General features: G+C 44.5%; 27 protein-coding genes and 1 pseudogene. 5 read left to right on the top strand and 23 right to left on the bottom strand.

Going from position 1 to position 26817, the window contains the following annotated elements; all coding sequences use genetic code 11:
* Window positions 1-768 precede the first annotated feature (768 nt).
* The 18 genes from rplQ to NH462_RS20870 form a co-directional block, all read right to left on the bottom strand.
* Window positions 769-1167 carry a 50S ribosomal protein L17 gene (gene rplQ, locus NH462_RS20955; protein WP_010378290.1) on the bottom strand — a complete coding sequence of 133 codons (399 nt, stop codon included), beginning with the start codon at window positions 1165-1167 and terminating at the stop codon, window positions 769-771.
* A gap of 39 nt (window positions 1168-1206) precedes the next feature.
* Window positions 1207-2193, bottom strand: a complete 987-nt coding sequence (gene rpoA / locus NH462_RS20950) for a DNA-directed RNA polymerase subunit alpha (RefSeq protein ID WP_010378288.1) — start codon at window positions 2191-2193, stop codon at window positions 1207-1209.
* Between the two features lie 24 nt (window positions 2194-2217).
* The gene (rpsD, locus tag NH462_RS20945; protein WP_017218390.1) at window positions 2218-2838 is read right to left on the bottom strand and encodes a 30S ribosomal protein S4; all 621 of its coding nucleotides are present in this window, start codon (window positions 2836-2838) and stop codon (window positions 2218-2220) included.
* Window positions 2839-2859: 21 nt separating this feature from the next.
* Window positions 2860-3246 (bottom strand): 30S ribosomal protein S11, encoded by a 387-nt coding sequence (rpsK, locus tag NH462_RS20940; RefSeq protein ID WP_010378285.1) that lies wholly within the window; start codon window positions 3244-3246, stop codon window positions 2860-2862.
* Window positions 3247-3259: 13 nt separating this feature from the next.
* Entirely contained in the window at window positions 3260-3616 is a 357-nt protein-coding gene (gene rpsM / locus NH462_RS20935) for a 30S ribosomal protein S13 (protein WP_010378282.1), read from the bottom strand.
* 131 nt (window positions 3617-3747) lie between these two features.
* Window positions 3748-3861 carry a 50S ribosomal protein L36 gene (gene rpmJ, locus NH462_RS20930; protein WP_002959476.1) on the bottom strand — a complete coding sequence of 38 codons (114 nt, stop codon included), beginning with the start codon at window positions 3859-3861 and terminating at the stop codon, window positions 3748-3750.
* Between the two features lie 22 nt (window positions 3862-3883).
* Complete coding sequence (gene secY / locus NH462_RS20925) at window positions 3884-5212, bottom strand: preprotein translocase subunit SecY (RefSeq protein ID WP_010606805.1); 1329 nt, start codon at window positions 5210-5212, stop codon at window positions 3884-3886.
* An 11-nt stretch (window positions 5213-5223) separates the two neighbouring features.
* On the bottom strand, window positions 5224-5658 hold the full coding sequence (gene rplO, locus NH462_RS20920; protein ID WP_010378278.1) for a 50S ribosomal protein L15: 435 nt from the start codon (window positions 5656-5658) through the stop codon (window positions 5224-5226).
* A gap of 4 nt (window positions 5659-5662) precedes the next feature.
* Window positions 5663-5842 carry a 50S ribosomal protein L30 gene (rpmD, locus tag NH462_RS20915; RefSeq protein WP_010378276.1) on the bottom strand — a complete coding sequence of 60 codons (180 nt, stop codon included), beginning with the start codon at window positions 5840-5842 and terminating at the stop codon, window positions 5663-5665.
* Between the two features lie 6 nt (window positions 5843-5848).
* The gene (gene rpsE, locus NH462_RS20910) at window positions 5849-6355 is read right to left on the bottom strand and encodes a 30S ribosomal protein S5 (RefSeq protein WP_010606806.1); all 507 of its coding nucleotides are present in this window, start codon (window positions 6353-6355) and stop codon (window positions 5849-5851) included.
* A 9-nt stretch (window positions 6356-6364) separates the two neighbouring features.
* The gene (rplR, locus tag NH462_RS20905) at window positions 6365-6715 is read right to left on the bottom strand and encodes a 50S ribosomal protein L18 (protein WP_010378271.1); all 351 of its coding nucleotides are present in this window, start codon (window positions 6713-6715) and stop codon (window positions 6365-6367) included.
* A 9-nt stretch (window positions 6716-6724) separates the two neighbouring features.
* Window positions 6725-7255 carry a 50S ribosomal protein L6 gene (gene rplF / locus NH462_RS20900; RefSeq protein ID WP_010378268.1) on the bottom strand — a complete coding sequence of 177 codons (531 nt, stop codon included), beginning with the start codon at window positions 7253-7255 and terminating at the stop codon, window positions 6725-6727.
* A gap of 13 nt (window positions 7256-7268) precedes the next feature.
* Window positions 7269-7661 carry a 30S ribosomal protein S8 gene (gene rpsH, locus NH462_RS20895; RefSeq protein WP_010378266.1) on the bottom strand — a complete coding sequence of 131 codons (393 nt, stop codon included), beginning with the start codon at window positions 7659-7661 and terminating at the stop codon, window positions 7269-7271.
* Window positions 7662-7681: 20 nt separating this feature from the next.
* Window positions 7682-7987 carry a 30S ribosomal protein S14 gene (rpsN, locus tag NH462_RS20890; RefSeq protein WP_010378264.1) on the bottom strand — a complete coding sequence of 102 codons (306 nt, stop codon included), beginning with the start codon at window positions 7985-7987 and terminating at the stop codon, window positions 7682-7684.
* Window positions 7988-7997: 10 nt separating this feature from the next.
* Window positions 7998-8537: a 50S ribosomal protein L5 gene (rplE, locus tag NH462_RS20885; RefSeq protein ID WP_010378262.1), complete on the bottom strand. Its 540-nt coding sequence runs from the start codon at window positions 8535-8537 to the stop codon at window positions 7998-8000.
* 15 nt (window positions 8538-8552) lie between these two features.
* On the bottom strand, window positions 8553-8867 hold the full coding sequence (rplX, locus tag NH462_RS20880; RefSeq protein ID WP_010378260.1) for a 50S ribosomal protein L24: 315 nt from the start codon (window positions 8865-8867) through the stop codon (window positions 8553-8555).
* Window positions 8868-8877: 10 nt separating this feature from the next.
* A complete protein-coding gene (gene rplN, locus NH462_RS20875; protein WP_010378257.1) occupies window positions 8878-9246 on the bottom strand; it encodes a 50S ribosomal protein L14 in 369 nt (122 codons plus the stop codon).
* 413 nt (window positions 9247-9659) lie between these two features.
* A complete protein-coding gene (locus NH462_RS20870; protein WP_010378255.1) occupies window positions 9660-10499 on the bottom strand; it encodes a polysaccharide deacetylase family protein in 840 nt (279 codons plus the stop codon).
* 167 nt (window positions 10500-10666) lie between these two features.
* Here NH462_RS20870 and NH462_RS20865 point away from each other — a divergent pair, with 167 nt between their 5' ends.
* Window positions 10667-13219 carry a serine/threonine-protein kinase gene (locus tag NH462_RS20865; RefSeq protein WP_253107662.1) on the top strand — a complete coding sequence of 851 codons (2553 nt, stop codon included), beginning with the start codon at window positions 10667-10669 and terminating at the stop codon, window positions 13217-13219.
* Window positions 13220-13223: 4 nt separating this feature from the next.
* Here the strand turns inward: NH462_RS20865 and NH462_RS20860 are convergent, their stop codons facing one another.
* Window positions 13224-13745, bottom strand: a complete 522-nt coding sequence (locus NH462_RS20860; protein ID WP_253107661.1) for a hypothetical protein — start codon at window positions 13743-13745, stop codon at window positions 13224-13226.
* 235 nt (window positions 13746-13980) lie between these two features.
* Between NH462_RS20860 and NH462_RS20855 the strand changes: the two are divergent.
* A pseudogene (locus NH462_RS20855) lies at window positions 13981-14277 on the top strand (tetratricopeptide repeat protein); the annotation flags it as partial.
* A 221-nt stretch (window positions 14278-14498) separates the two neighbouring features.
* Here the strand turns inward: NH462_RS20855 and NH462_RS20850 are convergent.
* Together NH462_RS20850 and NH462_RS20845 are read right to left on the bottom strand one after the other, a co-directional pair.
* Window positions 14499-14960: a hypothetical protein gene (locus NH462_RS20850; protein WP_253107659.1), complete on the bottom strand. Its 462-nt coding sequence runs from the start codon at window positions 14958-14960 to the stop codon at window positions 14499-14501.
* A gap of 240 nt (window positions 14961-15200) precedes the next feature.
* The gene (locus NH462_RS20845) at window positions 15201-17144 is read right to left on the bottom strand and encodes an AsmA family protein (RefSeq protein ID WP_253107658.1); all 1944 of its coding nucleotides are present in this window, start codon (window positions 17142-17144) and stop codon (window positions 15201-15203) included.
* Window positions 17145-17343: 199 nt separating this feature from the next.
* On the opposite strand from NH462_RS20845, the gene NH462_RS20840 reads away from it, so the two are divergent.
* The gene (locus tag NH462_RS20840) at window positions 17344-18510 is read left to right on the top strand and encodes a hypothetical protein (RefSeq protein ID WP_253107657.1); all 1167 of its coding nucleotides are present in this window, start codon (window positions 17344-17346) and stop codon (window positions 18508-18510) included.
* A 269-nt stretch (window positions 18511-18779) separates the two neighbouring features.
* Window positions 18780-19451 carry a TorF family putative porin gene (locus tag NH462_RS20835; RefSeq protein WP_253107656.1) on the top strand — a complete coding sequence of 224 codons (672 nt, stop codon included), beginning with the start codon at window positions 18780-18782 and terminating at the stop codon, window positions 19449-19451.
* Window positions 19452-19594: 143 nt separating this feature from the next.
* On the opposite strand, the gene NH462_RS20830 is transcribed toward NH462_RS20835, so the two are convergent.
* Together NH462_RS20830 and purT are read right to left on the bottom strand one after the other, a co-directional pair.
* The gene (locus NH462_RS20830) at window positions 19595-20488 is read right to left on the bottom strand and encodes an aldo/keto reductase (protein WP_253107655.1); all 894 of its coding nucleotides are present in this window, start codon (window positions 20486-20488) and stop codon (window positions 19595-19597) included.
* Complete coding sequence (purT, locus tag NH462_RS20825; RefSeq protein ID WP_253107654.1) at window positions 20485-21672, bottom strand: formate-dependent phosphoribosylglycinamide formyltransferase; 1188 nt, start codon at window positions 21670-21672, stop codon at window positions 20485-20487. Before purT ends, NH462_RS20830 begins: the two co-directional genes overlap by 4 nt.
* 162 nt (window positions 21673-21834) lie before the next feature.
* Here purT and NH462_RS20820 point away from each other — a divergent pair, with 162 nt between their 5' ends.
* Window positions 21835-26817 (top strand): non-ribosomal peptide synthetase, encoded by a 4983-nt coding sequence (locus NH462_RS20820; protein WP_253107653.1) that lies wholly within the window; start codon window positions 21835-21837, stop codon window positions 26815-26817.

Here is a 26817-nt window from a genome sequence, read left to right as displayed (position 1 = left end):
TCTGCTGTTAGAACTCAATCTGTACGAGTGCCCACACAGATGATTGCTTCATATTTTTAAAGAACGTTTCGAAACATTTCGTTGTTTCGAGGGATGTGCATTCTAAGCATTCCCGATTTTTTGTCAATACTTAATTTTGAATTTCTTTAGAAGAAGTTTCGAACTTAAGTTTTACTTGACGCTAACTCGTTGCTGCTTTGCTTTTCAGCGTGGCGCCCCGTGTCAGTGAGGTCGCATTATAGGGCGATCCGATTTTAGTGCAACCCTTTTTTAAAGAAAATTGCGAAAAAACGTTTGTTCGAGCAAAAATAAAGCGAAACGTCCATAAACCGCACTAAATGATGATTAAATGGACTTTCACAATGTCATTTTATGGCTGCTTTATACAGTTAACGCATTATCTCACGCTAGCACCTCTATATACGTAGCACTGGTTCTCCTTAGATGTTTACGTGATTGGCTCATCCACACTCACCATAATCGTTAACTAAGAGACCCTCGTAACCAGAGGAGTTTATTCACCAAGTTTTAGCTAATCTGCACATTTAAATATGCCCAGTCAAAAGCTTGAACTTAGATAGTGCTTGATGGGAGGTTAATTTTGTAGAGTTTGAGTATTATGGTGTGGATCTATTTGCTTATGTTCATCTACATCTTTACTACAATAAGCTGTGGTTTAAATCTAAGACTAGAGGTTGTACTGTGCGGGTTATGAAAAAGAAAAAGCCGAGCTATGCTCGGCTTTTTTTGTGTCTTTAATAAGACTAATTACTCTGCAGACTGCGCGTCTTCTTGAACTTCTTCAGTCGCTGGGCGATCTAGTAGTTCAATGTAAGCCATTGGCGCGTTGTCACCTGCACGGAAGCCACACTTAAGAATACGAGTGTAACCACCTGGACGATCCGCGAAACGAGGACCGATCTCAGTGAACAATTTACCAACTACTTCTTTATCACGCGTGCGAGCAAACGCTAAACGACGGTTTGCTACGCTGTCAGTCTTAGCCAGTGTGATTAAAGGTTCAATTACACGGCGCAGCTCTTTTGCTTTAGGCAAAGTAGTTTTGATGATTTCGTGCTTCACCAAAGAACCAGCCATGTTGCTAAACATCGCTTTGCGATGGCTGCTGTTACGGTTTAATTGACGACCACTCTTACGATGGCGCATGACCCTATCCTTCTAACTAAACTAATATAGTAACTTAGATTACTCAGCTAGACTTGCAGGCGGCCAGTTTTCTAGGCGCATACCTAGAGATAGACCACGTGAAGCTAGCACGTCTTTAATTTCAGTTAGAGACTTCTTACCAAGGTTTGGTGTTTTCAGAAGCTCAACTTCAGTACGCTGTACTAAGTCACCGATATATTGAATTTGCTCGGCTTTCAGACAGTTTGCAGAACGTACAGTTAGTTCTAAGTCATCAACTGGACGAAGTAGAATCGGATCAAACTCCGGCTTCTCTTCTTTCTCTTCTGGCTCAGAAACATCACGTAGGTCTACGAATGCATCTAACTGCTCAGCAAGGATAGTTGACGCACGGCGGATCGCTTCTTCAGGATCTAAAGTGCCGTTCGTTTCCATATCGATGATTAGTTTATCTAAGTCTGTACGCTGCTCAACACGAGCTGACTCAACCGAGTACGCAATACGCTCAACCGGGCTGAATGATGCATCTAGCAACAAACGGCCGATTGGGCGCTCATCGTCATCAGAGGATAAACGACTAGACGCCGGTACATAACCGCGACCACGCTCAACACGAATGCGCATGCTGATTTCGCTATTGTCAGCAGTTAAGTGACAAATGACATGCTCAGGGTTGGCGATAGTCACATCTCCGTCGTGCTGGATATCAGCCGCAGTCACAGGGCCTACACCAGACTTAGTCAGGGTAAGGAAAACTTCATCTTTACCTTCTAGAGATACCGCTAGACCTTTAAGGTTTAACAGAATTTCAATGATGTCTTCTTGTACGCCTTCTTTCGCGCTGTACTCGTGCAATACGCCGTCAATTTCAACTTCTGTCACAGCACAACCAGGCATAGATGAAAGAAGTATACGACGTAGAGCATTACCTAGTGTGTGGCCAAAACCACGCTCTAGAGGCTCTAAAACTACTTTAGAACGCGTTGAGCTTACAGCGTCGATATCGACTAATCTTGGTTTTAGGAATTCGGTTACAGAACCCTGCATTTTATCCTCTCTTAACTCTTAACTTTACTTCGAGTAAAGTTCGACGATTAGTTGTTCGTTAATGTCCGCAGACAGATCAGAACGCTCTGGTAGACGCTTGAAAGTGCCTTCCATTTTCTTACCGTCAACTTCAATCCAAGTTGGCTTTTCACGTTGCTCAGCCAACTCTAGAGCAGCGATGATACGCGCTTGCTTTTTAGACTTCTCGCGAATTACTACTACATCTTCAGGAGTAACTACGAAAGAAGGGATATTAACAACACGACCATTAACCATAATCGCTTTGTGGCTTACTAGCTGACGTGCTTCAGCACGTGTGCTTGCAAAACCCATGCGATATACAACATTGTCTAGACGTTGCTCTAGAAGCTGTAACAAGTTTTCACCTGTGTTACCTTTAAGGCGAGCAGCTTCTTTGTAGTAGTTACGGAATTGCTTTTCTAGTACACCGTAGATACGACGAACTTTTTGCTTTTCACGTAGCTGTAAACCGTAATCAGATAGACGACCTTTACGTGCGCCGTGCTGACCAGGTGCTGTTTCTAGTTTACACTTAGAGTCAATTGCTCTTACGCCGCTTTTAAGGAACAGGTCAGTACCTTCACGACGACTCAGCTTGAGCTTAGGGCCCAAATATCTTGCCATGTTCTTTCTCCTAACCTATTGTTATACGCGACGTTTCTTCGGTGGACGACAACCATTGTGTGGAATTGGCGTCACGTCAGTGATGTTAGTGATACGGTAACCAGCAGCATTCAATGCACGAACAGCAGACTCACGGCCTGGACCTGGACCTTTGATGAATACTTCTAGGTTCTTAAGACCGTACTCTTGTGCAGCAACACCTGCACGCTCCGCAGCAACCTGTGCAGCGAATGGAGTAGACTTACGAGAACCACGGAAACCTGAACCACCCGCAGTCGCCCAAGAAAGAGCATTACCTTGACGGTCAGTGATGGTCACAATCGTGTTGTTGAAAGATGCATGAACGTGAGCCATGCCGTCAACAACCTGCTTTTTGACCTTTTTACGACGAATTGGTGCTTTTGCCATAACTTACCCCACCTTATTTCTTGATAGGCTTGCGAGGACCCTTACGAGTACGCGCGTTAGTCTTAGTACGCTGACCACGTAGTGGTAGCGAACGACGGTGACGTAAGCCACGGAAACAACCAAGGTCCATAAGACGCTTGATGTTTAGTGTAACTTCACGACGAAGATCACCTTCAACAGTGTACTTGCCAACTTCTTCACGAAGGATGTCAAGTGTTTCGTCATTTAACTCGCCGATTTTAGTAGTTTCAGCGATACCTGTCGCAGCTAAGATCGCCTTAGCGCGAGTTTTACCTACACCATAGATGCTTGTTAAACCGATAACAGCATGCTTATGATCAGGAACGTTAATGCCTGCGATACGGGCCACTAACATATCTCCTATAAATAAACTTGATTATCATCTTGCTGGAAAGCCCGTATAGGATACCCAACCGACATTCAAGTTTTACCAAAGAAACAGGCTAAGTAAAGTTACTCAGCCTGCACGACTTAATTTGCTTAGCCTTGCCTTTGCTTGTGCTTTGGCTCACTGCAGATCACACGTACAACACCTGCACGCTTGATTACTTTGCAGTTACGGCAAATTTTCTTAACGGAAGCACGTACTTTCATTACTCAACTCCGTAAACTGACCTTAACGGCCGTAGCCTTTAAGGTTCGCTTTTTTCAGCACAGAATCATATTGATGTGACATCATATGAGTCTGTACTTGTGCCATAAAGTCCATGATGACAACAACGATAATCAGAATCGATGTACCGCCGAAGTAGAATGGCGTTTGCCATGCCATAGTCATAAACTCGGGCACCAGACAGATAAAGGTTATATACAAAGCACCTGCCAATGTCAGGCGTGTCATCACTTTATCAATGTATTTAGATGTCTGCTCACCTGGACGAATGCCTGGAATAAAAGCGCCAGATTTTTTCAGGTTATCTGCTGTCTCACGCGGGTTAAACACCAACGCAGTGTAGAAGAAGCAGAAGAAGATAATAGCCGCAGCTAATACCATCGCATACAGTGGTTGACCTGGAGTCAATACTGCTGAGATAGCTTGTAGCACATCAGCGACCGGACCTTCACCTTGGCCAAACCAGCTTGCTATTGTACCAGGGAACAAAATGATACTGCTAGCAAAGATTGGTGGAATAACACCCGCCATGTTAACTTTTAGTGGTAAGTGCGTGCTTTGAGCAGCAAATACCTGACGACCTTGTTGACGCTTCGCATAGTTTACAACGATACGACGTTGACCACGCTCGAAGAACACAACTAGATAAGTTACAGCGAATACGATTACCGCAATCAATAACAATGCTAAAATATGCAGATCACCTTGGCGCGCCATTTCTGCTGTCGAACCAATTGCAGACGGCAGGTTAGCTACAATACCAACAAATATTAGAACTGAGATACCGTTACCGATACCACGCTCAGTGATTTGTTCGCCCAACCACATAAGGAACATAGTTCCTGTGACTAAGCTCACTACAGCTGTGAAATAAAAGCCGAAGCCTGGATTCACAACTAGGCCTTCCATCATGTTAGGTAGACCAGTAGCGATACCTATCGATTGGAATGTAGCAAGCACAAGCGTACCATAACGCGTATACTGGCTGATTTTCTTACGCCCTTGCTCACCTTCTTTCTTAAGCTCTATCATCGCAGGATGTATGTGCGTTAATAGCTGCATAATAATCGAAGCCGAGATGTACGGCATAATACCTAGCGCCAATACCGATGCACGCTCAAGCGCACCACCGCTGAACATGTTGAACATCTCAACAATGGTGCCCTTTTGTTGCTCGAAGAATTCGGCAAGTACAGCGGCGTCAATCCCAGGGATTGGCACAAAAGAGCCCAGACGGTAAATAATGATAGCACCCAATACAAATAGTAATCGGCGCTTCAGTTCCGCAAGCCCACTTTGTGCACTTTGCATATCTTGACCTGGTTTAGCCATAGCGTACTTCCTTAGTCTTCTACCTTGCCTCCGGCAGCTTCGATAGCTTCGCGTGCACCTTTAGACACTTTCATGCCTTTAACAGTAACAGCGCGTGAAACTTCGCCAGATTTTACAACTTTTACGAACTGGATGTTCTTTTTAACGATACCAGCTGCCTGTAACGCGTTTAGATCTACCACATCGCCTTCAACTTTAGCGATTTCGAATAGATTCACTTCTTTAGACACAAGAGACTTGCGTGAAGTGAAACCAAACTTAGGTAGACGACGTTGCATAGGCATTTGACCGCCTTCGAAACCAACGCGTACTTTACCGCCAGAGCGTGACTTTTGACCTTTGTGACCACGGCCACCAGTCTTACCAAGACCAGAACCGATACCACGGCCAAGACGCTTACCAGCTGTTTTTGAACCTGCAGCAGGTGAAAGTGTATTCAAGTTCATCGAATTACCCCTCAACCTTAACCATGTAAGAAACTTGGTTGATCATACCGCGAACTGCTGGCGTATCTTCTAGCTCAACAGTGTGGTTGATACGACGTAAACCAAGGCCACGTAATGTAGCTTTATGCTTCGGTAAACGACCGATTGAGCTACGTACTTGAGTTACTTTTACTGTGTTTGCCATGGTGTCTTACCCCAAGATTTCGTCAACGCTAAGACCACGCTTCGCAGCAATACCTTCTGGAGAATTCATATTCTCTAGAGCTGCGATAGTTGCGCGAACGATGTTGATCGGGTTAGTTGAACCGTATGCTTTAGATAGTACGTTCTGTACGCCAGTTACTTCTAGTACTGCACGCATCGCACCACCTGCAATGATACCTGTACCTTCAGATGCAGGCTGCATGTAAACTTTAGAACCCGCGTGGCGACCCTTGATTGGGTGCTGTAGCGTGTTACCTTTAAGTTCAACAGTGATCATGTTACGACGTGCTTTTTCCATTGCTTTTTGAATAGCAGCAGGAACTTCACGTGCTTTACCATAACCAAAACCTACTTTACCAGCGCCATCACCAACTACTGTTAGTGCAGTGAAGCTAAAGATACGACCACCTTTAACCACTTTAGACACACGGTTTACCGCGATTAGCTTTTCAGCCAATTCAGGCTGTTGTGCTTTTGCTTCTACGTTAGCCATTGTCTACTCCTAGAATTGCAGACCGGCTTCGCGCGCAGCATCAGCTAGCGCCTTCACACGGCCGTGATATTTAAAGCCACTGCGATCAAAAGCGATTTTTTCAACGCCTTTGTCAGCTACGCGCTCAGCGATTGCTTTACCAACTGCTTGAGCCGCTTCGATGTTGCCTGTGCCTTTAACTGTTTCAACAATTGCTTTTTCAACAGTAGAAGCAGCAGCCAGTACATTACCCTCAGCATTGATTACTTGAGCGTAAATGTGACGTGGCGTGCGGTGGATAACAAGACGTGTTGTGCCTTGTTCGATAATATTTCTACGAGTGCGCTTAGCACGACGTAGACGAGCTGTTTTCTTATCCATCGTCTTACCTTACTTCTTCTTAGCCTCTTTACGACGCACGTGCTCATCAGCGTAACGTACACCTTTACCTTTATAAGGCTCTGGTTCACGGTATGAGCGGATGTTAGCAGCTGTTTGACCAACTAACTGCTTGTCTGCGCCTTTAACAACAATTTCAGTCTGGCTTGGAGCTTCGATAGTGATACCTGTTGGGATCTCGAAGTTCACTGGGTGAGAAAAGCCAAGGGTTAAATCTAATGAATTGCCCTTAACTGCCGCACGGTAACCAACACCTACTAGCTGTAGTTTCTTCTCATAACCATCGTTAACACCAACAATCATGTTGTTGATTAGCGCACGTGCAGTACCAGCTTGAGCCCAAGCATTAGCAACTTCACGAGGAGCTGTAGTGATAACGTTGTCGTTTAGTGAAACTTCAACCGCATCGTTGATTGTGCGAGTTAATTCACCGTTCTTGCCTTTAACTTTGATGTCCTGGCCGTTAATTGTAACTTCAACACCGGCAGGAACATTGATTGGAGCCTTCGCTATACGAGACATAGTTCCCCTCCGATTAAGCTACAAAGCCAATGATTTCACCACCAACGCCAGCGGTACGCGCAGCGCGGTCTGTCATCAGGCCTTTAGAAGTTGATACGATAGCGATACCTAGACCACCCATTACCTTAGGTAATTCGTCACGTCTCTTATAGATACGTAGACCAGGGCGGCTAACACGCTGGATGTTTTCGATTACAGCTTTGCCTTCGAAGTACTTAAGTTCGATAGTCAATTCTGCTTTTACGTCACCAGATACTGCGAAGTCAGTGATATAACCTTCGTCTTTAAGTACCTTAGCTACAGCTACTTTCAGCTTTGAAGTTGGCATTGAAACAGATACCTTCTTCGCAGACTGACCGTTACGGATACGTGTGAACAAATCCGCAATTGGATCTTGCAAGCTCATGTCTTACTCCCGTGATTCTATTACCAGCTAGCCTTTTTAAGGCCAGGAATTTCACCGCGCATCGCTGCTTCGCGAACTTTAATACGGCTTAAGCCGAACTTGCGAAGGTAACCATGAGGGCGGCCCGTGATGTTACAACGATTACGTTGACGTGAAGGGCTAGAATCGCGTGGTAAAGACTGTAGCTTTAACACTGCATCCCAACGCTCATCATCAGATGCATTAACATCGCTGATGATAGCTTTTAACGCAGCACGCTTTTCAGCATACTGAGTAACTAATTTAGCACGTTTTACGTCACGTGCTTTCATTGAATTCTTTGCCATAACCCTACCCTTACTTTTTGAATGGGAAGTTGAACGCTTCTAACAACGCACGGCCTTCGTCATCTGTTTTCGCAGAAGTAGTGATTGTGATATCCATACCGCGAACGCGGTCTACTTTATCATAATCGATTTCTGGGAAGATGATTTGTTCACGTACGCCCATAGAGTAGTTACCGCGACCGTCAAAAGACTTTGCGCTAACACCGCGGAAGTCACGAATACGTGGCATCGCGATAGAGACTAAACGCTCTAGGAAATCCCACATACGCTCGCCGCGTAGGGTTACTTTACAGCCAATTGGGTAACCTTCACGGATCTTAAAGCCAGCAACTGATTTGCGTGCTTTAGTCACTAGAGGCTTCTGACCAGAGATTGATTCTAGGTCTGCTACTGCGTTTTCTAGAATTTTCTTGTCAGCTAGGGCTTCGCCCACACCCATGTTAAGTGTGATCTTTTCGATCTGAGGGACTTGCATGACAGAGCTGTAACCGAACTTCTCTTGAAGCTCTTTTACCACTTTGTCTTTGTACACTTCATGCAGTTTCGCCATCGTCTACTCCAACTATTAAATAGTTTTACCGGTAGACTTGAAGAAACGGACTTTTTTACCGTCTTCAAATCTAAAACCTACACGATCCGCTTTGCCAGTTTCGGCATTGAAAATCGCTACGTTTGATACGTCGACTGACGCTTCTTTCTCAACAACACCGCCAGCTTGCTGTAGTTGTGGTACAGGCTTCTGGTGTTTCTTGATGATGTTAACGCCTTCAACAAATACTCGGCCAGTTTCAGTAACAACTGAAAGCACTTTACCGCGCTTACCTTTGTCTTTACCGGCTAGTACGATTACTTCGTCATCACGACGGATTTTTGCTGCCATGATCGACTCCTTATAGTACTTCTGGTGCTAGTGAAACGATCTTCATGAACTTTTCAGTACGAAGTTCACGAGTCACAGGGCCGAAGATACGAGTACCAATAGGCTGTAAGTTATCATTTAAGATAACAGCCGCATTGCTATCGAAACGGATTAAAGAGCCGTCTGGACGACGTACGCCTTTTTTAGTACGCACTACTACTGCGTTTTTAACATCACCTTTCTTCACTTTGCCGCGAGGAATCGCTTCTTTAACAGAAACTTTAATGATGTCGCCAACCGCTGCGTAGCGACGGTGCGAACCACCAAGGACTTTTATACACTGCACTTTGCGAGCGCCGCTGTTATCAGCAACGTCCAGCTGAGTTTGCATTTGGATCATCTTAATGACCTCCGGTGTAGTTACAACTCGCCTAGATTTCGTTCAAAATCAAGGCATTTAGGTTAAATTCCACTCAAAAAACTGTGATTATGTCTTTCAAGGGCGGGCAATTGTATCAGCAATGTCGCATCAAAGATAGTTCAATTTTTAATTAATTTAACGCGTTAACATGACGTACCGATTACAGTTTGAGGATATGGCGGCAAGCAATCGAGAATTCAACCACTTGCGCAAATATTAAACAAAGTTTACAGCGGAAATTTTATTTTGATTATTGTTTAGGCATATCGCTTAGTAGGCTGTGAACAAGAATTTATCACCCTTTTCTCACAAACAAGCTCAAGCTTTGAGCAAACAACCATATAGAGCGACGAGAAGATCTTAGAAAAAGTGAAGTCGAGATAAATCTCGACCTACGGCTCTCTTTTGCTTTTGATGTAATCACCCACATTGCTTACGGTGTCTAACCAATAACCGTTTTTAGGGTCCTGTAAGTAAGGAATAAGCTGGTCTAACATTTTGGTATCGACGGTGTACATGCCTTTTTCGCCCACCTCATGTCCAGCAAGAATTATCCAACTGTTATTTGCCCTAAGGTGCTCCAGTAACCCTTTTAGCTCTTCAAAACTAACACCGTCCATCCTAATTCCTGTGAGCTGCGCAAAGTCAGTATAAGTTGGGTGGTTAGCAGTTTCATCTAACCACGTGCGGCCACTGTCAAAATGCTTCGCAATCACCGGCACATAACTTTTTACTTCAGCGCCGCGACCAACAAAGGTATTACCGCAAGGATATGCAAAGCTTCTGGGGGTTACGCCTAAATGCTTTTCAATATATTTTGTAGTGCTGACTACATCGCGTTCTATGTAGGCCAAATCAACCTGTTCGAGTCCTTTGTCCTTTTCCCTTAGCCATGCAAAGTTACCCGTACATAAGTGTTCACTGGTGTGATTACCTATTTCATGCCCCTGCTTCACAGCGGCTTGCCACAATACGAGCTTTTCTTTCAGCTGCGGTGGCATAACATAAAATGTGCCTTTCACCTTATGGCGATTGAGTAGCGGCACTCCCACATCAACTTGACTTGGCCTTGCATCATCAAACGTAAGGCTTATTGCGTTACGCGCGTTATTGGGGTAACTAAAGGTTTGTGTGCTATCTGCCGCTATACTAGACGTATTCACGAGCAGAGCGCTTGCCATCATGGCGGCCAAACTGAAGTGAGAAACTAAATTAGAAGATAACTTTGCCATTTGCTTGTCCTTATTATTGTTTATCCTTATAACCTACATGCGGCTGCGAGTATGACAAAGTGTTAAATTTTCAACTTGTTATTTGCGATTAAGTCCAACGCAAATGGTACTAATTTAATATTTTTAGCGATACACTAACCCCAATAATAAAAGAGAAAGACAGCGCTGTGTTGAAGTTAGAAGAATACTATCAGGACGTGATCTTGCTCGCCGAAGGCGGAATGAGCAAAGTGTACCTTGCTACCGACAAAAAATTAGGCCGCCGAGTGGCGGTAAAGGTGATGTCACTAACTCAGCACACGCAATCAGATGCACTCAACGAAGCCCGACTGTTAGCGCGTTTTAACCATCCAAACATAGTGCAAATTTATGATGTCTTTGAAAGCGATGGTCAAATGGCTTTGGAAATGGAATATGTGCAAGGTGCAACTTTACAGCACTACACAAAAACACACGTATTAACTACCGAGCAAAAAGTCGAGCTACTAAGCCATATTGCCGATGGCCTGGCCTCAGCTCATGGGCAGAACATTCTTCATTTAGACTTAAAGCCTGGCAATATACTGGTTAATGAACAGAGCATAGCCAAAATTGCCGACTTTGGTATTTCACAATTAGAAGACAACCAAGCCTCTCGTCCACATACCAGTTACGGTAGTCTTACAGCAATGTCACCAGAGCAACTGCGTGATGAAACGCTAGACAGTCGCAGTGACTTATTCTCATTTGGGCTAATAGCTTATCAACTATTAGCTGGACACCATCCTTATTTCGAACAAGCTGACGATGGCAGTGACAAGTCTATTGCTGAACAGATCAAGTTCCAGCCGTTAAAAGCCAGTGCTAAACGTATCTTAGATATTCCCCCTGCACTGGCACAGCTTATTGATCGCTTATTGCAATACGACAAAAACGCTCGCCCAAGTAGCGCGAATGAGGTCAGTCAGCAGCTAAAGCAAATTTTACACGCCTTTAGCTACGATAACAGCGAAGCGACACTGTCACTTGAACAAATAGAGCTACGAGATAGAGCCAGAGAGAGAGCCAAAGTACGTAAAAAGCAACTAGGTATTGCAGCACTTTTCACCTTTTTAGTGTGCTTAGCCGTTGGTGGGTACTGGTATTGGCAGGAAACCAAACCCAAGATCTATATTGCAGCGCTACCGATAGAATTTATTGGACAAAGTGATATACCAAATTCACACAAGCAGATAGTAAAGCAAACAGTTGAAGACGCCATCTATCAGTTTCTCATTACAAGTAAAGACTATGAGCCTGTTTCAAAGAAAGAAGTAGAGCAAACGCTTACATCTTTAGGTCGAACCGCTAAACCTTCCGATATTTCTCATTCTTTACAAATAGATAAGTTATTCATTCCGACAGGTGAGTGTAATAACTACAGCTGTACCATCCAACTAGAATTGATAGGCAAATCAGGGAAAGTAGTTGAGTTTTCAGAGAGGATCACTGTGATAAATACGCAAATTTCTGCAACTTTTATTTCCATCTCTCAAACATTATCCAAAGCACTGGATATCACTGATACTTCAGAGCAATTAATGGACGACAATTTTAATAATGCATATTCCGCCCTGATAGAACAATTACACCAAGAAAACACTGTCAATATCAATTTAATTAATCAACTTAGGGAATTCATAAGGACATACCCTAAGCACTTTTCTCTCTACACGACTTATACCAAAGGTAGCCTCAGACTATATAATCGAACTTTAGAGATGAAGATCATAAACGATTTGCAAGAAGTATTGGATTCAAGCCCTCAAGAATATAAAGAGACTTTGGACTACCTAGCAAATAGAACCTCGCTACTTCTGTTGCTAAACAAGAAAGACGATATTGAGAAACTGCTGAGCGGTTACAAAGGTGACAATAGTAACTCATACGAATTGCTAAACCTAAAAGGTAGCATATATCAAAAATTAGGCCGCTATGACCAAGCGAAAGCAGCATTTAATACAGCATATCAGCTCAAACCTACCTTGGTTGTGCTAAGGAATCTAGTGAAAATACATGCGATATCTGGGAGCTTCTCTGAAGCGCTTCATTTCGCAGATAAAGCATTATCAATAACTCAAAAAGATCATCAGCTCATCAAAATTACCGCGGATATTTCACTAATCACAGGTAATCTTAATAGGTCAATTGAACTCTACGAGACGCTAGTAAAATCTGATAGTTATAACGCAAACTATTTAACAAACTTGAGCACGGCCTTGAGTTTAATAAAGGAACAAGACTTATCCCTAGATTACGCAACTAAGGCATATAAGATAAATGAGCAAAGAGCTGATATTGTACTCAACTATGCTGATGCCTTAGCTCTAGCTAACAAAAATGCAGATCTCACCTACATGAAGGTAATAGAACTTTTAGACACCCCAAATAAACCAATTGATAAGTTAATAAAAGCCCAGGCTCTAGCGCATCTCGGTTATAGTATTGAGGCGCTAAAATTGATTCAACTCGTAAAATCAGAAGCTCCTGAGTTATATGAGCTGCCTTTTGTAAGCGCCCTTATCATGACCTTAATAGGGGATGAGAGTTCAGCAATTATACAAATAGAAGCTAGCTTGGATTCAGGCTGGGCAGTACAGTTTTTTAATTTGAAGTGGTTTGATCCGTTGTGCGGAATAGTTGAGTTTCATAATCTGCTGGAGAAGCACAACTATTCAGAGCGCTGTAGCGCTCTGAATTAGAGCTTTAGTTTGGCTCTGTATCTTCGATAACAATCGTTGGATCTTGAGAGAAATAACGCATTTGTGAATCATTCTTATGCTTTGCTATGAGTCGATAAGCAACCTTAAAGTTATTGTTAGACTGCAGGGGGATTGCAAACCCAGAGTCTAAGTGACCCGCCATTTCCTGCGCAGCGCCTTCAAGAATCGTTTTAGACGATTCAATGCTACTGATACTTACAATCATACTACGACCATCGTTAGCAACAATGCTGCTCACTTGATAGTTAAAGTTGTCTTGTGCATTAACAAATAGCGTACCGTTATCTCCGAATTGCCAACCGCTATCAAAGCTTCCAAAGTCAAGTTCATAATATAAGTTGACCGACTTTCCTGATGACTCAGAAATGTCTATAACAACTTCTTCTACATCCTCGTGTTGAAGGTTAGTGATTTTCCAAGGGGCAGTTTTCACCGCCTCTTCAGAGTGTTCTACAGGTGGTAAAAAACCAGGAGTAACTATATAACTGAGCGATTGTTGCGTCATCTTTAATATCCTTCGTTTATTTGCAGAGCTATTCGCACTTAATATAAGCACATCAGCTGCACCAATGCCATTACAAAAGGTTACAGCAAGCAAATCGACTACAGTGATTCAACAAAGCCGAAACCATAATCAGCAGGCTCAACTCGATGAGAAGTACTATAAAAGTCATCCGCAATGCAGCCTTGCTCAATATGAAGCAAACAAACTCTAATAAGCTCTAGTTAATCGCTCATATACAAGTACGGCTACCTTTAATAATTATGCCATTGTATTGATGCTATTAGGTGATTTAGAACAGGCACTCGAGTTTGCTGAACGAGCAACTCAATTGGCGCCCAGTAATGTAGAAATCTTGCTTAACTACGCAGACATATACTCACTAATGGGTGAGAAGAAGAAAGCCAGTGAAGTGTATCTGCAAATTTTAGCCAGTGCTCCAGCAAGCCAAGTTGAAGTCGTGCGCATTCAAGCTTTGGCACACCTAGGTCGGAACCAAGAGGCATTAATAGCAATTGATGAATATTTGGCTTAGTATCCCGATTCAGCCGAAGCTTTTTACGTAAAATCGTTAATTCAGACGCTGATAGAAGAAAAGTATTCCGCGATGGCTTCACTGAAAAAAAGCATTGATTTAGGCTGGAGCCCGTCTTTTTATCGCCTTTCGTGGTTCAGGACATTATGTCACTCGCCATCACTTGAATTAAGAATTGGCACAGAACACTTTACCTATCTGTGCCAAGTGCAAATTACGAATTAGACTGGAGCATCTGGCTCGTCAATTATCACCCTTGGATCTTGAGAAAAATAACGCACGGCACCATTTGCAGAATCATTTTGAGCAACAAGTCTGAACTCAATATTCGAGCTGTTATTCCTCACTAGTGTAACAACTCTCGCACCGGGGTTAGCTGAAAGCCCTTTGATATCATTTTCACTTAGCGTATTCGCAACATTCAATGCCTCAACCTTCACCTCAACCGTTAACTCATCTTTTAATGTGCTTGTAAGGTTATAATTGAAGTTGTCTTGCGCCTCGATAAAGTAAGTACCGTTTTCAGCAAAGCTCCAGCCAGCTTCATCGGTAACGAGCTTATAGGTTAGAACAGCGCTTTCACCCTTAGCTAATTTAAGTTTAACTGGCTTATCGTCATATATCCAGTCGCCCTCAGCTTTTGGGGTCACCATGTATTCGAGTAAATAAGTAGGTGTACTCATTATTTTATCCTTCCTTTGTTTGTAGAGCTATCCGCGTCCATTTAAGCACATGAATAGCAGTAATTCTATTACAACTGGTTACAGCTTATAGGCGTAAGACAGTTATAAGCTCACTATAACTGCATATAGATAATTAACTCGCGATGAATATAGAACAAGGGCTACCATCGGCAAGCCCTTGTTAAGCTGAAATTGATTTAAAACAAACAGATGAGCTGTTTATTGAAGCGTCATAAAGATCTATCCACCAAACAAACCTTTAAGTTTGTCTTTTACCTTATCCTTAACCTTGTCTTTGGCTTTGTCTTTTGCCGCTTCTTTTAGGTCTAAGCTAGTTTCAACTTTGTGGAATGGACCTTTGATCCGCACCGGAATTTTAAAACCGGTACTGTCATCGCTACTGGCTTGCCCTTCAATGGTGTCAACAATTCCAGTCACCACACGGTAATCAACTAAAGTTTGTGGTAAATCAACGGTGCCCTTGCCTGTCACTCGTAGTAACGGGCTTGCCAACGAGAAGTCATCATTTTGACCTACGCCTTTGGTAAAGACAAAGGTGCCAGTCATGGCTGAGAAGTCGGTTTTTTGATCTGGGTCGAAATTGGCATTGAGTCCTTGCGATACCGAAGAGAAATCGCCTTTGAGCATCTCTTTGCCCTTACGGATCATCTCAGCAAGGTTTGCGCCTTTTACGCCACCATCTTTGAACTCAAAACCTAATTTACCACCTAGAGCATTCACAAATTGCTTTTGACTAACGCCTTGTGTGTTTAACGCCCAATTAAGACTACCTTTACCCAATACTTTGTCAAAGCCAATGGCATCGGTCAGTAGAGGCTCGGCATTAATTGCCGTTAACGCAAAGTCAGTACTGATGGCATAAGGTTTTGCTGCTGCATTTACAACAAACTTACCTTTACCCTGACCTTCATAGGCTTGGAATTTATCTAGGCTCAGTGTCGCCTTACCTGAGTTAAGTACTAAGCTGATTTGGTTTTCGCCAAGCTTAATTTCTCTCGCACGTAGCCCTGTAGAAGTGATCTTCACATTCGCATTGAGGCTATTAAGTGCTGACAAATCAATTGCAGTGTCATCCCACACGATAGGCTGTGCTGGTGCGCCTTCTGACTCAGGTTGCGTTTGTGGTTTTTCCACAGGTTCTGGCAAATAAGGGTTAAGATCTAACATGCCAAGGTCAACACTCGCGGTAATATCAGGCTTACCTGAGAGGGTGACTTTGCTTTGACCTTTTATTACCAATTCGTCCAAGGTCGCTTCTAAGGCGTTGAGCGTAAATACTTGCCCTTGCATCGTCATTTTAGCGTTTAGGCCAAAGTCGTTGAACGCATTTTCTTTGGCTTTTAGGTCAACGCCCTGCCACTTAGCTAGCGCTTTTATCGAGTCGCCAGTCAAAGCTAATTGACCGCGAATGGTTTTACCTTGCTCTGCAATTTCACCTTTATAGTCAAGGTTGAACAGCGCTGATTTTACTTGTTGTTCAACATTAAAGGTTTCACCTTCTACCGCCTTTGCTGGATTATCGAGTGTAGTAACTAGGTTAAAAGTTTGACCTTGAAAAGTCAGCTTACCGTCGACTTCTAGTGGTTGGTACAGTGACGATAGCATCACGCTAATGTCTAAATCAGTTACCTGATATTCAGCGCCTGTCACACCATCAAGGTAAGTCACCGAGCCACCATAAATCGCCACTTCGCCAAGGCTAACATCTAAGCCTTCCGGTAACTGCATATTACCTTGTGAACTGGTTTGCGCCGTTGGCGCGTTTTCTGCACTGGTGGGTAGCAACTGCCAGTTAGCATTACCTTGTTTGTCGGTTTCTAGAATAATTTTAGGATTATTGATCACAAAGCGCTCAAGCTTAGCTTCACCAGACAGCGCACTTAACCACGGAATATGCACGGCAAGTTGCTCCATGGCAAACATATCTGGGCGACTGCCCGTTGCCATGTTGGCAAATCGCACTTGGTTTAGCTCAATGTGCAGCGTTGGGAAAATACCGATGTCAGAGTCGCCATCGATCGACAGTTTTCTACCTGTCACTGACTCAACCTGTGACGTGACTTGGTCAATAATTGCCTGTTTGGGGATTAAAAACGGGGCTGCGATAACAAGAATAATAATAAGCGCGACAATGGCGCCTACGATTTTAACTAGCCGGTTCATTGCTTTTCCTTCGTAAGGCTTGGTTCTCTTTATGATAACGGCTGTAGTCGAATATACCATGAATAAAGGCAAATAATTTGTACTGAGCGATTGCAACCTTTTGACTAATCGGTATGATCCTCGCCCTTGCCAGTTTTTAGCGTCATTAGCTATATTTTACTGGTTGGTTTATTAATCAAACTTGGAGTATCTAACCCGCATGAAGAAACTGCTCATATCACCGTCAAACATGGCCTTGGGCGAACAAGAAAGTCAGATTTATCAAAATATCCTCAAACAGGCCACGGAGATCAGCCTTAATCTGATGGCGGTTAAAGTGGAAAATCACCCTGAAGATTTTCTTGGTTGGTGTTATGAACTGCTTGATGTGGCGAAAAATCGTATCAATTTTGATTTACTGGATGACCATCAATTACCCACAGTGAAAAAGCTACAAGATCTGCTCATCGCAGCGATTAGCTTTTTACAACTCAAAACGTTACGCATTGCGCCTTGGCCTATGGTGGCTGCATTTATTGCTAGTCATAAAGAAGTGATTGCACTAGATGAGCAATTAAAACTGATTGAGTACCTTAAACCAATGCGCAGCACCCCACTTAAAGACATGATCAAAGAAGATCGCCTCGCCTTTAGCGGTAAGCATGCTGCAAATTTAGATACCAGCGTGTATCAGTTTGACGTAGAGTGGTTTGCCTCCACCAAAAGTGCAAAAGGCTTTCACCAGTTATTAGACGACCTTCCGGGTGCTTTTGATGAAGCGCTAGCCGCAATCCCGGCAGAAGGTGACGTGACGCTCGAGCATTACCAATCATTTATGGTCGGGTATTTAAGTGCCTTTGCTGGCAGCGAGGAAAAGCCAACGCTTGCACCAGCTACTCGCCTATTAGCAATGCGTCGCCCTGATGTGTTCACTCCAATAACCTCGAGCAAGCTTGACGCTTTGTGCCAAGCATTTGGTGTTGCTAAACTTAACAATCGCGATTTTGAGCGTTACTGGACCGATGTCGTCAGCACCATTAAAGCAATGCCATGGTATACGATGGCCGCTCCTGTGGATGAGTTTGAAACGCAACTTGCTGAAATTAAAGCGCTGCTACCATGCCTGTTTTATTACGCGGATAAAGACACCGCCACTAACTCCAATTACTTTAAGCTACTGCATAAACCTCAGCGCAGCGGCACCAGTGGTGGCAAAAAAACAGTACGCCGCGGTAAAGAGTCAGCAGAAGTGTTAGTCGACCGCGCACTCGCGGATGAGTCTATTCCAGAGCATATTCGCACCAAACGTGACTCGATAGTCGCTGAAGTGGAAAAAGGCCGCAGTGTTGATGAAACCATCAGCCTAATGCGCACCATCTTTGGATAACTGACCTAAACTTCAATAACGGCTAGCGCAATCCATGGCTTGCATTAATACTGTGCAAGCTGTGGTACTTTGCACCAGCCATGTGCAACATTTATGCAAATCATTCTGTCCTACTTTCGAAACTCAGAAATTAAATTCTAATATTTTTAACAACATAGAATAAATTCTCCGCTATTTCCTGACATTGGCCTCCCCCTTGCACTTACTCTTTGCAGAAAATGCAATGACAACAACCGAATAATAACTCTGCGCTCAATGGGGAAAACAGAATGAAAAACAAACCTTTGCTTATGCTACTCGGCGGCCTGACTGCGTGCTTTTGTGTCTCTGCTCAGGCGGAAGTAACAGCAAATATTGCGGCAAGCTCAAATTACTACTGGCGTGGTATCACCCAGACTGATGACGGCGCAGCGGTGTCTGGCGGCTTGGATTATAGCAATGAGTCTGGGTTTTATGCGGGCACTTGGGTCTCTAACATCGACTTTGGCGACTCCGCCAGTTACGAAATGGATCTGTACGCGGGTTACGCTGGCGAAATCAAGGGCATGAGTTTTGATTTCGGTTATATCCACTACGGCTATCCAGATGCCAGTGGAGATATTGATTTTGGCGAGATTTACGCCGCGCTTGGTTGGCAATACTTTACGTTTAAACTCAGCCACCTAGCCACCGCGCAAAGCGACTCAACCACAGAAGAAGACATGCTATATGCCGAAGTGTCGGCCAGCTTCCCCATTTTTAAAGACAGTGAATTAACTCTACATATTGGTCGCTCCAGCGGAGACACAGTGCTTGAGTGGACAGGAGAAGACGACGCTTATATGGATTACGGGGTGAGTTTATCTACGCAAGGCTTTACCTTTGGATTAGTAAAAACCGACCTAGACAGTAGCGACGATATTAAAGCATATGTAAGTTATGGATTAGATTTTAATCTGTGATGACCAAAGGTGAGCGGTCCTGTGACAGCCGCATCACCTTATTTTTTTACTTGCTGCAACACGTAGGGCCGAAAGGCCCTTTTTTTGTGGTTGAATCTGTAAGGCTGTCGCGTAAATTGGCTTCAATCCAAGCAGATAACATTTTATGGTACGCTATGCCCGGTAGACGCCGACCAAATGCGATACCACTGCTCGCGACTCATGCTAAGTGACTGTGCAGCAAACGCGCTGGCAACTCGAGTAATATTTCCCGTTCCAAGCACAGTGGCAGGTTTCGATGGATGCATGGCAAGCCATGCGTAGATCACTTGATCAATTTCAGTGCTACCAATCTCTTCACCCACTTGCTGTAGCACCGCACGCAGGCGTTTGGCTTTTTCATCTTCACTGGAGAATATTCTGCCCCCTGCCAGCGGCGACCACAGCATAGGATTCATGCCTAGTTGTTGGCACTGATCAAGCGTGCCATCGTCAAGCGCTTTCATCTCATAAGGTGAAAACTCAATTTGGTTGGTCACTAAAGCGAAATCGAGTCTCGATTGCAATAAACCAAGCTGGCTGGGTGTAAAGTTCGAGACCCCAAAATGCAGCACATCGCCGTTTTGTTTGAGGGTATTAAACGCATCGGCAACTTCATCAGCATCCATCAGATAATCCGGACGATGGATCAACAGCACATCTAGCCTATCCGTGCCGAAATGCTTTAGTGACTGCTGCGCTTGGGCAATGATATGCGCTTTACTCGAATCATAGTGGTTCGCCTTTCCCGCTAATCCCAAGCTCGGAAATGCGGGCTTAATGCCACATTTAGTGATGATCTGAATGTGCTCTCGAATACTGGGCTCAAGCGCTAAGGCTTTGCCAAACTCCGCCTCACACTGATACTCACCGTAAATATCAGCATGATCAGTATCGCGTATTCCAAGCTCAATCGCTTGCTTTAAAAAACGTAAATTTTCTTGCGGCGTAATTTGCCAATCTAATAGCCGCCAAAACCCCAATACTAATGGGTCAAGTACGCGGGTGTTTGCGTTCATAACGTAATTCCTACTTGTGCAACCACTTGCTTGGCTTTCTCGACAGCACTTTCAGCCGAGTCTGAGCGCGCTAACGCCACACCCATTCTGCGCTTGCCACTCACCTCTGGTTTACCAAACAAACGAATATCCGTTAGTGGCTCTGCAAGCGCCTGTGCAAGATTGTTGAACTGTAATTGTGTTGATTCCCCTTCGACAAGGATCACGCTAGATGCCGATGGTCCATTGAAATGAATAGTGGGGATAGGCAAACCTAAAATTGCCCGAGCATGCAGCGCAAACTCACTTAAATCTTGCGAGATAAGCGTAACCATGCCGGTATCATGTGGCCTTGGTGAGACTTCGCTGAAGTAAACTTCATCACCCTTAATAAAGAGTTCAACGCCAAAAAGACCCCGACCGCCCAGTGCAGCCGTGACTTTTTCAGCCATCGCTTTGCTGCGCTCTAGCGCGAGTGCTGACATCTGCTGCGGCTGCCAGCTTTGCTGATAATCACCGTCTTGTTGCACATGTCCAATTGGCTCACAAAAACTCGTACCATCGATATGGCGTACGGTTAGCAGCGTAATTTCGTAGTCAAAATCAACAAAACCTTCCACAATCACTCTGCCCTGACCTGCACGCCCACCTTCTTGAGCATAGTGCCAAGCCGCTTCGATATCCGCGGCACTTTTAATCACACTTTGCCCTTTACCTGACGAGCTCATGATAGGCTTAACCACACATGGCATACCGATACGCGCGACAGCAGCATTAAAGTCTGCCAAGGTGTCAACAAACTGATAGGGTGAAGTAGCAAGCCCAAGCGTTTCAGCGGCAAGACGGCGGCTCCCTTCACGGTTCATGGTCAGTTGAGTCGCTTTAGCGGTTGGCACCACCGTGTAACCTTCAGCCTCTAATTCCACCAACTTATCCGTCGCAATGGCTTCGATTTCCGGCACGATATAATCAGGTTGCTCTTGTTCAATAATCGCTTTGAGTTTTTCACCATCCAACATAGACAAGGTATAGCTGCGATCTGCCACTTGCATCGCTGGCGCATTGTCGTAGCGATCTAAGACAACCACTTCAGCACCTAAGCGCTTAAATTCGATAACGACTTCCTTTCCTAACTCACCGCCACCGCAGAGTAATACTTTGCAAGCAGTTGCCGAAAAGGGCGTGCCCAGAGGTTTGATTTTCATGATTATTCCTTGGTTGGTTTGATGCCCCATGGTAGCGACTTTTTGTCATATGCAAAAGCTGAGAAGACGGCAATTCAACTCGAAATCACAAAATACACATTTCAAACACATTCTTTACATATTTTACACAAAGAGCATTTTTATATTTAAAGGATTACTTCAATGACCGCCCAGTCTCCCATTGATTACAGCACTCAGCCGCAGATCTTACTAACGCAAGCATTCAGCCAATACGCCAATAAAGTTGCACTGGTATTTAACGGCACGCAAGTCACCTATCAAACACTTGAAGAGCAGGTAACACGAGTCGCCGCGAATATTCAGCAACAAGCGAACCTGAGCCAATCTCAATCGCCTTATGTGGCACTATATCTCGAGCGCGGCATTGATATGGTCGTGGGGATCTTAGCGGCAATCAAATCAGGATTGGGTTATATCCCTATTTCCACTGAGGCACCCAAAGCTCGCTGCGAGTTTATTCTTGAAGATAGCCAACCGGCGCTTATCGTCACTCATGGGCATTATCAAGCGCTGCCACAATTTGGCCACACGCCTCAAGTGTTGATCGAATCTCCTGCAACGCAAGCCTTTGTTACTCCTGATTATAAAATGAGTGATATTGCCTATGTGATCTACACCTCGGGCACCACTGGCACGCCAAAAGGCGTAGAAGTACCTTACCAAAATTTACTTTATTTAGCCGAGTCACAAATTGGCCGCTTTGAACTAGACCAACTTGACCGCGTTATGATGTTTGCCTCTTATATTTTCGATGCCAGTGTATTTGAGCTGCTCGTGCATATCATGTTGGGCCAAACTGTATTTGTAACGACAGAAACCGAGCGACGTGATGCCAAAGCGCTAAGCCAATTGATCTCAAAGAATGCGATTCAATTTGGCGCTATCCCTCCTGCATTGCTGGCTTTGATGGACCCCCGAGATTTGCGCTCTATGCGCAAATTAATCGTCGCAGGAGAAACCCCAAATCTAGAAATGCTTTCTCGACTTTCAGAAGTCACGCGAGTGTTTAACGGTTATGGTCCTACCGAATATACCGTGTGCACCTGCGCCAATGAATATACCAATGCCGACTCCGAATTTAATATTGGTCAACCTTTTGTGAATACCAGACTTTATGTGCTAGATGAGCAATTGCAACAAGTAGCCAATGGCGCTATCGGTGAGCTCTATATTAGTGGTGCAGGTTTGGCTAAAGGATACTTAAACCGTCCTGAGCTCACAAAATCTCGATTTATCGCAAACCCCTATTATCAAGCAGAAGTCGACCCTGTGCACTTCGCTAGACTTTATAAAACTGGCGACTTAGTAAGTTTTGACGGTGATAATTATCATTTTGTTGGTCGTAATGACAACCAAATTAAGCTACGCGGATTTCGTATTGAGTTAGGTGAAATAGAAAAAGTTGTTGCCCAACATGAGGCGGTAAAACTTGCAAGCTGCCAAGTAGTACAACGAGGTAATGCTAAGTTCTTGGTGGCATTTATCGTTCCTCATAGTGAACCTACAGCAGACCTTGGACAACACATCAGCCAGTTAGCAGAAAAGCTACTGCCAGACTATATGCTGCCTGATCACTATCAATGTTTAGACTCATTACCCATGACCGAAAACGGGAAGGTAGATAGCCGCGCACTCGCTAATTACGAATTAAGTAGCCAACAAGACCAACCGCAAGATCAGCTTAGCCAAGAACAACAAGCTTTTTTAGCGCAGTTCCAAGGTTTCTGTTTGCCTGGTCTTGGCTGGCAACAAGATTTTTTCCAACAAGGTGGTGACTCCATCTCTGCAATCAACCTTAGCAACCAGTTATTTCAGCAGCTCGGCTTAAGCGTGCCAACACATCTAATCTATCGCTATCGTAGTGCTGGACAAGTATGGCAAGCAATGCAAACTCAACACTTTGAAACCATTGCGATTCCAAAGCGCGGTGCCGATTTTGAGGAGGTCGCCCCGCTATCACTACAACAACGCGCGATTTGGTTTTTAGCCAAAGCCGATCCAAGCGATAAAGCCTATCATGCAAAGTGTACTATCACCTTCAGTGGCGATTTAAATGTACCTGCACTACAAGGCGCATTACAAGATATCGTTGATAACCATGCGATTTTCCGTACTAGCTACGACTTACATGAGCCGCTGCAGTATATTGCAAAGCACTACCAGCAAGACGTGCCTTACTTTGACTTTAGTGAGTATCAAGAAGCACAAGCGTTAGCTGAGGTCGACAAACTCGTTAATGGTCATATGAATGATATTTTTGCGATTGACCAATTACCGCTGGCACGCTGGGCAATTGTAAAAATTAGCGAATCTAAACATGTACTTATTCATATTGAACATCACTTAGTACATGATGGTTGGTCTTCTAACATCTTCCTTGATCACCTATTTAGTTGTTATAAACAGCGCTTGAATGGCGCAAGCCAAGGTACTTTGCCAGAAATCACACAATACGCCGATTACGCAGCCTATCAGCATCAATGGTTGGGAACAGAGCAAGCCGAGCTGCAACGTCAATTTTGGAAAGCACAACTTCAAGACGCACCGAGCCGTATTAACTTGCCTGTTTCTCGTCTCGGCGAAACCGCAACCGAACGTGGTCGCGCACACCGGGTTAAACTGCCTCGTTCGCTATGGAACAATTTAAAAGCCTACAGCCAAGCGCATCAGATCACGCCATTCGCCGTTGCCCTTGCGGCATTAAATATTGTCCTTTCGCGCTTTAGTGGCGATGAGGATATTTGTATTGGTTCTGGCGTTGCAAACCGAGGCTACACCAATGTGGATGATACCATTGGGATGCTCGTCAGCACCGTAGTGGCGCGAGTTCAGCAAACACCAGAAATGTCTGTTGAACAACTGGTACAACATTGTTTTGAAGTCAGTAACGATATGCTGGCCAATCAAACCCTACCATTTACTGAAGTCGTCGCGGATGTAAACCCTGAGCGCATCAAAGGCGTTAACCCGTTATTCCAGATCTGTTTTAGCTTCCATGATTCACCACTGCCAGAGCTCACGCTTCCGGGGTTAGATGATATTGAGTATTTCGAGGCGATCAGCAGTCAAGCGGCGAAGTTTGAGATTAATATCGTGGTGCTTACCCGTATGGGGCAAGATCAGGATGATTCGGTCACTATGTTATGGGAGTTTGACTTAAACCGCTACGATCCTTGGTTTATCGATGCCTTAAGTGACAACTTTAGTCATATTCTCGCGCAACTTATCAGCGTTGATGGGCAATTACCACTTGAACAGTTGAGTTTACAAAGCCATGTTGAACGCGATGTTCAAATAGCGCAGCACCAAAGCCAAGATTTACTGTCACTATTTACGCATCACGCGCAGTCTCGCAGCCAGCAAACTGCACTTATCACCAGTCAAACGGAGTTAAGCTATCAGGTGCTGAGTACTCGTTCAGACAGCCTTGCTGCACATATTCTTAAGCAGTATGGCACGCTTGAGTATATCGGCCTATACCTGCAGCCCGGCATTGACACAGTTGTTGCTATGCTTGCCATCATGAAAGCTGGCGCCGCTTATGTGCCGCTATCGCCAAGAGCGCCAGCTGCCCGCAATGCTTTTATTATTGACGATGCTCAGCTCAAGTTAGTATTAACCAACACCATAAGTCAGCAAAGCTTGAGCGAAAATGAGCAATCAAATTGGCCACTGTTAAACTTGGATAATACATTCGCGCCTTGCGATATTGCACTTTGCCAACCGTCGCCTGATTCTGCAGCCTACATCATTTACACCTCAGGTACGACGGGCCAACCTAAAGGCGTTATTCAAAGCCATAAAAATGTTGCGCGCTTGCTATCTGCCAGTCAACCGCTTTACCACTTTAATAGCGAAGATACCTGGGTGCTTTATCACGATACGATTTTTGACTTTAGTGTTTGGGAAATATGGGGAGCACTGTGTCATGGCAGTCGGTTGTTTATTCCAAGCTACGAAGAAGCAAGAGATAGTTTTGGTTTTGTAAAGCAGTGTGAGCAATTTGCTGTCACCGTGCTTAACCAAACTCCAAGTGCATTTTATAATTTTAGTGATGTTGCCATTTCTGCGGCGGCGTCGCTCGATAGCCTTAGCACTGTGATCTTTGGTGGTGAGCAGCTCAACTACGATAAACTGGGTCCTTGGTGGCAACGCTTTGGTCAGCGTATTCAATTGGTCAATATGTACGGTATTACTGAAACCACGGTACATGTCACCTATCAACCTTTGCACCCTAACATGAATACCCAGATTGCTGACATTGGCGTGCCGCTCAATGATATGCAGGCTTGGGTGCTGGATAGTCAGCTACGTCCCGTACCTGTGGGTTGTCCGGGAGAACTGTTTATCTCTGGTGCAGGTTTGGCGATTGGTTATTTGAATCAACCTGAGCTGAGCGCTACTCGCTTTTTTGAGCTAACGCTCAATGGCAAACTCACCCGCGTTTACAAAACCGGTGATAACGCCAGATTATTGCCAAGCGGTCATTTAGAATACCTAGGTCGTTTGGATAACCAAGTGAAGATCAGGGGTCATCGTATCGAGCTTGGTGAAGTCGAATCCCAATTGCTCAGCTGTAGCGGTGTTAAAGAAGCCGCAGTGATCACCTATACACGCCAAAATCAAACGGCGCTAAGTGGCTATGCTGTGATGGAAAGTCATGCTTATTTTGACGCCGAGCAATTACTTAACCATCTACGAACGCAGCTGCCAGCATATATGGTACCGGATAGCATCACCCAACTCACGGCGATGCCACTAACCGTAAACGGTAAACTAGATAGCAAAGCACTACCGCTACCGCAGATGTCATCATCAAACCAATACGCCGCGCCGCGCACAGTGCTTGAGCAGACGCTTTGCCAAATTTGGCAAACCACATTAGAACTGGAACAAGTCGGTATCCATGATAATTTCTATCGTCTAGGTGGAAACTCCATCTTAGCGGTGCAGCTCGTGCGCAATGCCCATAAATGGCATCAGATTGCCATCCCGCTATCAGCGATCATTGCCAACCCATCGGTTGCAGCTCTGGCACAATACCTAGACACCATAGAGTTGAGTGATATCACCCAATCTCAAGACGCACCTGCCACCACCTCTTCACAGGTGATGGAGCTATAG

It is taken from the genome of Pseudoalteromonas sp. OANN1 (assembly GCF_024124685.1).
Classification (GTDB): domain Bacteria; phylum Pseudomonadota; class Gammaproteobacteria; order Enterobacterales; family Alteromonadaceae; genus Pseudoalteromonas; species Pseudoalteromonas piscicida.
The sequence above is the reverse complement of the archived record's forward strand: the minus strand, read 5'-3'. Positions and strand labels throughout refer to the sequence as shown.